This window comes from Actinomadura logoneensis, assembly GCF_003428695.1.
Classification (GTDB): Bacteria; Actinomycetota; Actinomycetes; order Streptosporangiales; family Streptosporangiaceae; genus Spirillospora; species Spirillospora logoneensis.
Map to the genome: position 1 here is coordinate 1 of NZ_QURH01000949.1, position 8048 is coordinate 8048.

Genomic DNA, 8048 nt, shown 5'->3' on the forward strand with positions numbered 1-8048 from the left:
CACGGGGTGATCAGACACTTGCCTGATCTATAAAGGCACTGGCTTTTAACACGCTGTTGAGTTCTCAAGAAACGGACACCCACCGCGCTCGGTTCACTTCCGTGAACCTCGCTCCGGGGCAACCCTTCTAACTTACCGGGTTCCGCTCGCTTGTCAAATCGACTGTTTCGGACGATGTGACTCGTGAACTTCATCGGCTTCACGGGCGTCGACCATCGACCGAATCCAAGTCGGCTGATGCTGTCGCTTCGTGAAGTACCCGCCGGGCCGACCGCCTCTCCGGCGTCCTGCATCCCGTCTCGGGCTTACCAGACCATCGTACCTCAGGCCGAGACTGGCTCGAACCGATTTTCCGGTCTGGCTCCCCGGGGCCGTCCGCCGGTGTCGGCGTCCCGCATCCCCTCGGGGCAGTGAAGACTTTAGGAGGCGTTCGGACCATGGTCAAATCGGCGTCACCGGCGCAGGTCGGGGGCCTGGGGGCCGCCGATGGACGTGCGGTACGGTTCGGCCCATCCCGTCCGGTTGGCCGCAGGGAGCGCCGTATGTACCCCTTCTCCCCCGTCGGCGGACGGTCCTCGGCAGAGCGTCTGGTCGTCGCCGCGACCATGGGGACGTCGGTCCACGACATCCGGGCCTGGCGGTTCCGGCCGTCGGGCGGCGCGATCGAGGCGCGGGCCGAGCCGGACCGGTTCCGGGCCATGGACGATCCGCAGGGCAGGGGCCTCCATCTCGGCTGCGGCGCCGCCCTCGTGAATCTCCGCCTGGCGGCGGCGCAGTTGGGCCACGGAGCGGTCGTCCGGCTGCTGCCCGACGATGACGATCCGACTCTCCTCGCACGGGTCCGCCTCGTACGCGCGCGCCGGACGTCTCGTTCCGACCGTCTTCTCTACGCGGCGACCATGCGGCCGAATCCGGTGCGCCGGCCGGGCCACCGAAGTCTTCCGAACGCCTTGTTCCTGCACGGGCTCGCGGAGGCGGCTCGTCTGGAGGGCGTCACGTTTCGTCTGCTTCGGGCAACGAACGGGGACAACGTCCGGCGGGCGGTGCTCAGTACGCGCGGTGACGGGCCCCGGGCCTGGATGCGCGCAGGACAGGCGCTGCAGCGCGTGCTCTTGGACGCGTCGGTGCACTCCGCGGCCGTGTCGTTCCTGTACGAGGTCCTGGGCGCGGACGGCGAGGGCGAGCGGTCGTGGTCGCTCCTCACGCCGGGGGAGGTCCCGCAGGTCCTGCTGGAGATCTCGGCGCCGGCGCCCCGGACTACGACCTGCGGCGGAACCGCGAGAGCACGAACGACAGCGGCACCGGACTGGGGTCGGGCAGTCCGCTGAGCCTCTCCGTGAGGATGTCCGCGGAGATGTGATGGGCGCTCGGCCCCATGCCCACGAGCGTCAGGAGTTCGTCGTGGGTCAGAGACGCCTCGAACTCCAGGTTCTCCCGCGAGAGAAGCTCGAAGTGTTCGGCGAGGGCCGCGTCGGTGCGTTCGGCCTTCTGCTCGTCCACCTTGAGGAGGCCGAGCGATCCGACGAGCGGTCCCAGGTGCCGACTGGACGGGGTGACCACGATCAGGGAGCCGCCCGGCCGGAGGACGCGATGGAACTCCTCCGCGTTTCGAGGGGCGAAGATGTTGATGATCGCGACCGCCGCTCCGTCGGCGACGGGCAGGGGACGCCAGAGGTCCGCGACGATCGCGCCGATCCGCGGATGCGCCCGGGCCGCGCGCCGCGCGGCGTGCTTGGAGATGTCCAGAGCGAGGCCCGGTGTCTTCTGCGCCTCGGGTTCGTCCAGGACGGCGCTCAGGTAGTACCCCGTTCCGGCACCGGCGTCCAGGAGGCAGCCGCCATGGGGGTCCGTCTCGCCGGTCGAGGACGACGCGAGCCGCGCCACGGCCTTGGCCATCGGCGCGAAGTGCCCCGCGGCGAGGAATTCCGCCCGGGCGCGGACCATCTCGGGGGTGTCGGCGGTGCCGGGACGGGCATTGCCCGGGAGCAGGTTCGCGTACCCCTGGCGGGCGACGTCGAAGCTGTGCCGTTCCGGGCAGCGCAGCCCCCGGTCGTCCTGCGCGAGGGGCCGGCGGCACACGGGGCAGATCAGGAAGGGGACGACGTCGGCGAGCACCCGTCCATCATCGTGCATCCCGTACGCGAGCCGTCCGGCCGCCCCGTTCGGGAGCGGCCGGAGGATGTCGCGACAGACCGGCCCGCCGGTAGGGGCGGGCGCGCCCGCGTCTGAGCGTCGTCTCTCAGGATTTGAGGCGCCGGCCTCAGGACTTGAGGCGGCTCCGGACGTCGTCCATGTCCAGCTTCTCGACCTGCTCGATGACGCTCTCGAGCGCCTGCTCGGGCAGGGCGCCGGGCTCGGCGAAGACGATCACGCCGTCCCGGATCGCCATCAGCGTGGGGATCGAGGAGATCCCGAAGCGCTGGGACAGCCCCGGCTCGGCCTCGGTGTCCACCTTGGCGAAGGTGATGTCCTGGTGCTTCTCCGCGGACTTCTCGAACACCGGGGCGAACATGCGGCACGGTCCGCACCAGGCCGCCCAGAAGTCGACCAGGACGATGCCGTCGCCCCGGGCGACCTCGTCGAAGTTCTCCTCGGTCAGTGTGACCGTCGCCATGTCGTTTTCTCCTCGGTCCGGGTATCAGGTCAGGTAGAGCGGCGTACGCCACCGAAGTATTCCCAAGTCGGGAATCACAGGGCGGTAATTAGCGTTCTCCTCTTAGGGAGATCGCACCGGAGAAGGGTCAGGATGGCTGCAACCCGTAACAAGGGCGACAGGGTCGACACCCCCGACAAGGACCTCGTCGGGGCGTATCTCGACCGGATCGGTCGTACGCCGCTGCTGGACGCGGTGGAAGAGGTCGACCTGGCGAAGGCGATCGAGGGCGGGCTCTACGCCGAGCAGCTGCTCGAAGAGGACCGCGTGCCCTCCGGCACCTCGCGCGAGGAACTGGAGGAGCTTGTCCAGGCAGGGCTGCGCGCTAAGCAGCGCTTCGTCGAGGCCAACCTGCGGCTCGTCGTCTCCATCGCCCGCAAGTACCCCACGGACTCGCTTCCGCTCATCGACCTCATCCAGGAGGGCAACCTCGGGTTGATGCGCGCGGTGGAGAAGTTCGACTACCGACGTGGTTTCAAGTTCTCGACGTACGCCACCTGGTGGATCCGCCAGGCGATCGGGCGCGGACTGAGCCACACCGCCCGGACGATCCGGCTGCCCGTCCACGTGGAGGAGGAGCTGTCCCGGTTGCGGCGCGCCGAGCGCCAGTTGAGCCGCGAGCTGGGCCGGGAGCCCACCCGCGAGGAGCTGGCCGAGACGGTGGGCGCCGATCCGGAGCACGTGGACGAGCTGCTGAGCTGGCGGCGCGACCCCGCCAGCCTGGACGCCACCGTCGACGACGCCGGTGAGACCGCCATGGGCGACCTGCTGGAGGACCCGGAGGCCGTGACGCCCGAGGCCGAGGTCGTCGCGCTGGACGACCTCGAGGGCCTCGACCGGATGCTGGAGCGGCTGCCCGAGCGGGAGTCCGCCATCTTGCGCGCACGTTTCGGCATGGACAACGGCCAGCCGCTGTCGTACGCGCAGATCGGCGCCCGGTACGGACTGAGCCACAACCGCGTGCGGCAGATCACCGACCGGTCGCTGCGCCGCCTCCGGCAGATGGCGACCGAGCACGAGCCCGCCGGGACCCGCACTCTGACCACTGCCGCAGAGCGTCCGCGGCCGCACGCCGTGGATCCCCGCTCCCGGAGCCGGGCCGCCTGACCGGAGCCCTCCCCGCCCCCGCAGCACGGGCCCGGGCCTCCGCCGAACCCCCCGCCAGACCCTGCCGAACGCCGCCGCGAGTCCCGCTCGCGGCGGCGTTCGTGTTCCTCCGGTTGCCGGGGAGTGACCGTCAGGTGTCGGAATCATGCCGAGTGCGCCGTCCTTCCAAGACCGGCGGGCGCGTTGTGCCATAGCCTTGTCCACCGTGAGTACCTCTAGCGTCACGGGGGAGCTGGACGCCTGGCGCGGCCTCCCGGCACTGCAGCAGCCCACCTGGGACGACCCGGCCGAGGTCGAGGCCGTGGCCGCCGAACTCGCCAAACAGCCCCCGCTGGTCTTCGCGGGCGAATGCGACCAGCTGAAGAACCAGCTCGCGGAGGTGACGCACGGGCGGGCGTTCGTCCTGCAGGGCGGCGACTGCGCGGAGACGTTCGCGGGGGCCACCGCCGACGACGTCCGCAACAAGCTCAAGACGCTGCTCCAGATGGCGGTCGTGCTCACCTACGCCGCCAGCGTCCCGGTGGTGAAGATCGGGCGGATGGCAGGCCAGTTCGCCAAGCCCAGGTCAAAGCCGGTCGAGGTGCGCGGTGGCGTCGAGCTGCCCGCCTACCGGGGGGACGCGGTCAACGGCCTGGGGTTCTCGCCGGACGAGCGGCGCAACGACCCGCGTCGGCTGCTCCAGGCGTACTTCTCGTCCTCGGTGACGCTGAACCTGTGCCGGGCGTTCACCAAGGGCGGCTACGCGGACCTGCGGCAGGTGCACGCCTGGAACCAGGACTTCGTGGCCCAGAGTCCCGCCGGGCGGCGCTACGAGCAGCTCGCGGGCGAGATCGACCGGGCGCTGACGTTCATGAAGGCGTGCGGCGCCAATCCGGACGAGTTCCACGGGGTGGAGTTCTACTCCAGCCACGAGGCGCTGATCCTGGAGTACGAGCGGGCGCTGACCCGCATCGACAGCCGCACCGGCTCCCCCTACGACGTGTCGGCGCACTTCCTGTGGCTGGGCGAGCGGACCCGGCAGCTGGACGGCGCGCACGTGGAGTTCCTGCGGCACATCCACAACCCCATCGGGGTGAAGCTGGGCCCGACGACCACGGCCGACGACGCCCTGGCCCTGATGGACAAGCTGAACCCGCACGGTGAGCCGGGCCGGCTGACGTTCATCACGCGGATGGGCGCCGACCGGATCCGCGACGCGCTGCCGCCGCTGGTGGAGAAGGTGACCCGCAACGGCGGCCCGGTCGCGTGGGTGTGCGACCCGATGCACGGCAACACCTTCGAGGCCCCGTCCGGGCACAAGACCCGGCGGGTCACCGACGTGCTGGACGAGGTCGCCGGGTTCTTCGCGGTGCACCGGTCGCTCGGCACCCACCCGGGCGGCATCCACATCGAGTTCACGGGCGACGACGTCACCGAGTGCGTCGGCGGCGGGCACGAGATCGACGAGGCCGACCTGCACCAGCGGTACGAGACGGCCTGCGATCCGCGGCTCAACCGCGGCCAGTCGCTCGACCTGGCGTTCATGGTCGCCGAGCTCTACCGGCGCCTCGACTGACGCCCACCGGTCGCGACGGTGATCGGCCGGCCCGGTCGAGGAGACGGGGCCGGCTGAGAAGACCGCGCCGATCGGAGAGAACGGACCGGCCGGCCTGCGGCGGCATCACGCGCTCATCTCGCTGAGTGACGCCGTCGCGGGCCGCTCCGTGTCGAAGGACGCCCGGAAGTGGCGGGTCCTACGGGGCTTTTCGGGGCCGGGGCTCTTCGGGGCTCTGGCGGCCCTACAGGGCCACTTCCGCCCAGACGACCTTGCCGCCGGTGACGGGCTCGGCGCCCCAGGCGGTGGCGAAGCGGTCGACGATGAACAGGCCGCGGTGCGACTCGTCCAGCGGGCCGGGGACGGTCAGCCGGGGCAGCTGGCTGGCGCGGTCGCGGACCTCGACGCGGACCCGGCCGTTGATGCGCTGGAGGCGCAGCTCGAGGGCCGTCCCGGCGTGCCGGACGGCGTTGGCGACGAGTTCGGCGACGATGGCGGTGACCAGTTCCTCGCGGTCCAGGAGGGCCCAGGTCCGCATGGTGCGGGCGGCGAGCCGCCGGGCGTACTCGACCGCCTCGGTCTGCGGCGCCGCGCGCAGTGTGGTTTCGGTCACAGCTCCCGTCATGGACCGACTCCCTCCTCCGCCTCGCCGAGCAGGAACCTGTCGAGGCCGGTCGTGCGCAGGACGTTCTCCACCCTGCCGTACGCGCCGGTCACGGTGAGCGACGCGTTCTGGGCGCGCGCGTGCTTGTAGGCGCGCACGAGCACGTTGAGCCCGGACGAGTCGCAGAAGTCCACGGCGGCCAGGTCGACGACCACCGCGCGTTCCCCCGCGTCGAGCAGTTCGGTCAGCCTGGCCCGCAGCTCGTCCGAGGAGTGCAGGTCAATGGAGCCGCGCGCGGAGATCGTCGCGCGGTCGTCATCTCGAGTCGTGTGCAAGGCAAGCCCCACACCACACCACCTTACCGATAGCCGGTCTCATCATGACGCGCGTAGGACGATGAGCGCGACGTCGTCGTTGGAGGGTTCGGGACCGAAGTCGCGGACCGCCCGCTGGATCCGGGCGGCGACCGCGCCCGCGCTGAGCCCGGTGCATCCGGCGAGCAGCCGCTCCAGGCCGTCCCCGTCGCCGAGCAGCCGGCCCCCGTGCCGCCGCTCGGTGACGCCGTCGGTGACGCACAGCAGCACCTGGCCGCGGTGCAGGTCGACGGTGTCGGCGTGGAAGGCGACGTCGTCGAAGACGCCGAGCAGAGGCTGCGCGGTGCCGACCTCGTGGACCGTCCCGTCCGGATCGAGGATCAGCGGCGGCGGATGCCCCGCGCTGGTCAGGGTGATGCGCACGCCGTCCCGGTTCGGGCGCGGCGTGATCTCGCCGTGCAGCAGGGTCAGCAGCCGCCCGCGCTCGGCCTCGCCGAGGATCAGCCGGTTGAGCCGGCCGAGGACGTCGGGGACCGGCAGCTCCTCGGCGGCGAGGATGCGCAGCGCGTGCCGGGCCAGGCCGGTCACGGCGGCGGCCTGCGGGCCGGTTCCGCACACGTCCCCGATCGCGAACCGCCAGCGCTCGACGGGTCCGGCGACGCGCGGGCCGCCCGGGCCGCCCTCGCGTTCGGGGCATTCGAAGACGTCGTAGAAGTCGCCGCCGACCTCGCTGCCCTCCCCGGCGGGCTCGTAGACGACCTCGACCTCCAGGCCGGGGATGTCCGGGACGCCGGGCGGCAGCAGGCTGCGCTGCAGGGCGCTGCTCATGGTGGTCTGCGCCGAGTAGAGGCGGGCGTTGTCGATGGCGAGGGCGGCACGGCGGCTCAGCTCCTCGGCCAGCTCCAGGGCGCTGCGGGGGAACCGGTCCCCCGCCGGGCGGCCGATGACCATCGCGCCGATGCGGCGGCCCCGCGCGACGAGCGGGAAGGCGTGGACGGCGCCGGCGGCCTCCGGCCCGGAGCCCTCGGCGAGCCCGTGCCAGGGGCCGGGGGCGTCGGGGCGGGGTCCCTGGGCGGCGCGGTCGAGCTGGGCGCGCAGCGCGTCGGTGCGGGTCTCGTCGGCGTGCCAGACGTAGGCGAGGACGGGCGGTCCCGCGGCGGTGTCGGTGTAGACGGCGCACCAGGTGGCCAGCCGGGGCACGACGAGCTGGGCGACCAGGGCCATGGTGCGCTCCTGGTCGAGGGTTCCGGCGAGCAGGTCGCTGGCCTCGGCGACGAAGCTGAGCCAGCCGCGCCAGGACCGTTCCAGCTCGCCGACGCGGGCCTTCTCCAGGGAGAGCGCCATCTCCTCGGCGATCCGGCCGAGCCGGGCGCCGTCGGCGGGCTCGAACCGGCCGGGCTCGGCGGACACCGCGACGACCAGGCCGGTGAGGCGGCCCTGGTTCTCCAGGGGCGCGGCGGCCATGGAGCGGGCGCGGAGCGCGGCGGCGATCGGGTCGGAGGTGTCGGCGGCGATCCAGGGGGTGCCGGCGCGGGCGTCGGGGCCGAGGTTGACCACCGACAGCTCGTCGGGGCCGGGCTCGGTGGTGAGCCCGGCGGAGGCGGCGACGACCAGGGTGCCGTCGCGCTCGGTGAGGAGCACGGCCGCGCCCTCGGCGTCCAGCAGGTCGCGGACGGAGGCGAGGGCGTCCTCCAGGGACTCCACGCCCGCCGGGGTGCGCAGCAGGCGGTCGTTGGCGGCGGGCAGGGCCGGAGGCTCCGAGCGGCGGGACAGGGAGCCGCCGGTGGGGCGCGTGGACCTGCGGCCCGCGGCCCGCGCCGCCGAGGCGGAGCCCTC

At 72.3% G+C, this 8048-nt stretch carries 8 protein-coding genes; 3 read left to right on the forward strand and 5 right to left on the reverse strand.

The features are described 5' to 3' along the window. The first annotated feature begins 437 nt into the window (after nucleotides 1-437). Complete coding sequence (locus DZF91_RS32055) at nucleotides 438-1328, forward strand: nitroreductase family protein (protein WP_147341490.1); 891 nt, start codon at nucleotides 438-440, stop codon at nucleotides 1326-1328. Here the strand turns inward: DZF91_RS32055 and DZF91_RS32060 are convergent. Both DZF91_RS32060 and trxA read right to left on the reverse strand, forming a co-directional pair. After that, the gene (locus DZF91_RS32060) at nucleotides 1258-2133 is read right to left on the reverse strand and encodes a putative RNA methyltransferase (protein WP_235834713.1); all 876 of its coding nucleotides are present in this window, start codon (nucleotides 2131-2133) and stop codon (nucleotides 1258-1260) included. The two genes, DZF91_RS32055 and DZF91_RS32060, sit on opposite strands and share 71 nt — an antisense overlap. Before the next feature lie 127 nt (nucleotides 2134-2260). Next, nucleotides 2261-2614, reverse strand: coding sequence for a thioredoxin (gene trxA, locus DZF91_RS32065; RefSeq protein ID WP_117360806.1), 354 nt, complete (start codon nucleotides 2612-2614; stop codon nucleotides 2261-2263). Nucleotides 2615-2746: 132 nt separating this feature from the next. Here trxA and DZF91_RS32070 point away from each other — a divergent pair, with 132 nt between their 5' ends. Beyond that, the gene (locus DZF91_RS32070) at nucleotides 2747-3760 is read left to right on the forward strand and encodes a sigma-70 family RNA polymerase sigma factor (RefSeq protein ID WP_235834714.1); all 1014 of its coding nucleotides are present in this window, start codon (nucleotides 2747-2749) and stop codon (nucleotides 3758-3760) included. A gap of 205 nt (nucleotides 3761-3965) precedes the next feature. Continuing rightward, nucleotides 3966-5315: a class II 3-deoxy-7-phosphoheptulonate synthase gene (locus DZF91_RS32075; RefSeq protein WP_235834715.1), complete on the forward strand. Its 1350-nt coding sequence runs from the start codon at nucleotides 3966-3968 to the stop codon at nucleotides 5313-5315. A gap of 223 nt (nucleotides 5316-5538) precedes the next feature. On the opposite strand, the gene DZF91_RS32080 is transcribed toward DZF91_RS32075, so the two are convergent. From DZF91_RS32080 to DZF91_RS32090, 3 genes are all read right to left on the reverse strand, one after another. After that, a complete protein-coding gene (locus DZF91_RS32080) occupies nucleotides 5539-5907 on the reverse strand; it encodes an ATP-binding protein (RefSeq protein WP_235834716.1) in 369 nt (122 codons plus the stop codon). Nucleotides 5908-5915: 8 nt separating this feature from the next. After that, complete coding sequence (locus DZF91_RS32085) at nucleotides 5916-6245, reverse strand: STAS domain-containing protein (protein ID WP_117360809.1); 330 nt, start codon at nucleotides 6243-6245, stop codon at nucleotides 5916-5918. A gap of 30 nt (nucleotides 6246-6275) precedes the next feature. After that, nucleotides 6276-8048, reverse strand: a 1773-nt coding sequence (locus DZF91_RS32090; protein WP_117360810.1) for a SpoIIE family protein phosphatase, incomplete at its 5' end; no start/stop codon positions are given.

Bases quoted from the DNA above. Each gene is read 5' to 3' on its own strand.
- DZF91_RS32055 (WP_147341490.1), top strand. From the start codon at position 438: ATGGTCAAATCGGCGTCACCGGCGCAGGTCGGGGGCCTGGGGGCCGCC.
- DZF91_RS32060 (WP_235834713.1), bottom strand. From the start codon at position 2,133: ATGCACGATGATGGACGGGTGCTCGCCGACGTCGTCCCCTTCCTGATC.
- trxA (WP_117360806.1), bottom strand. From the start codon at position 2,614: ATGGCGACGGTCACACTGACCGAGGAGAACTTCGACGAGGTCGCCCGG.
- DZF91_RS32070 (WP_235834714.1), top strand. From the start codon at position 2,747: ATGGCTGCAACCCGTAACAAGGGCGACAGGGTCGACACCCCCGACAAG.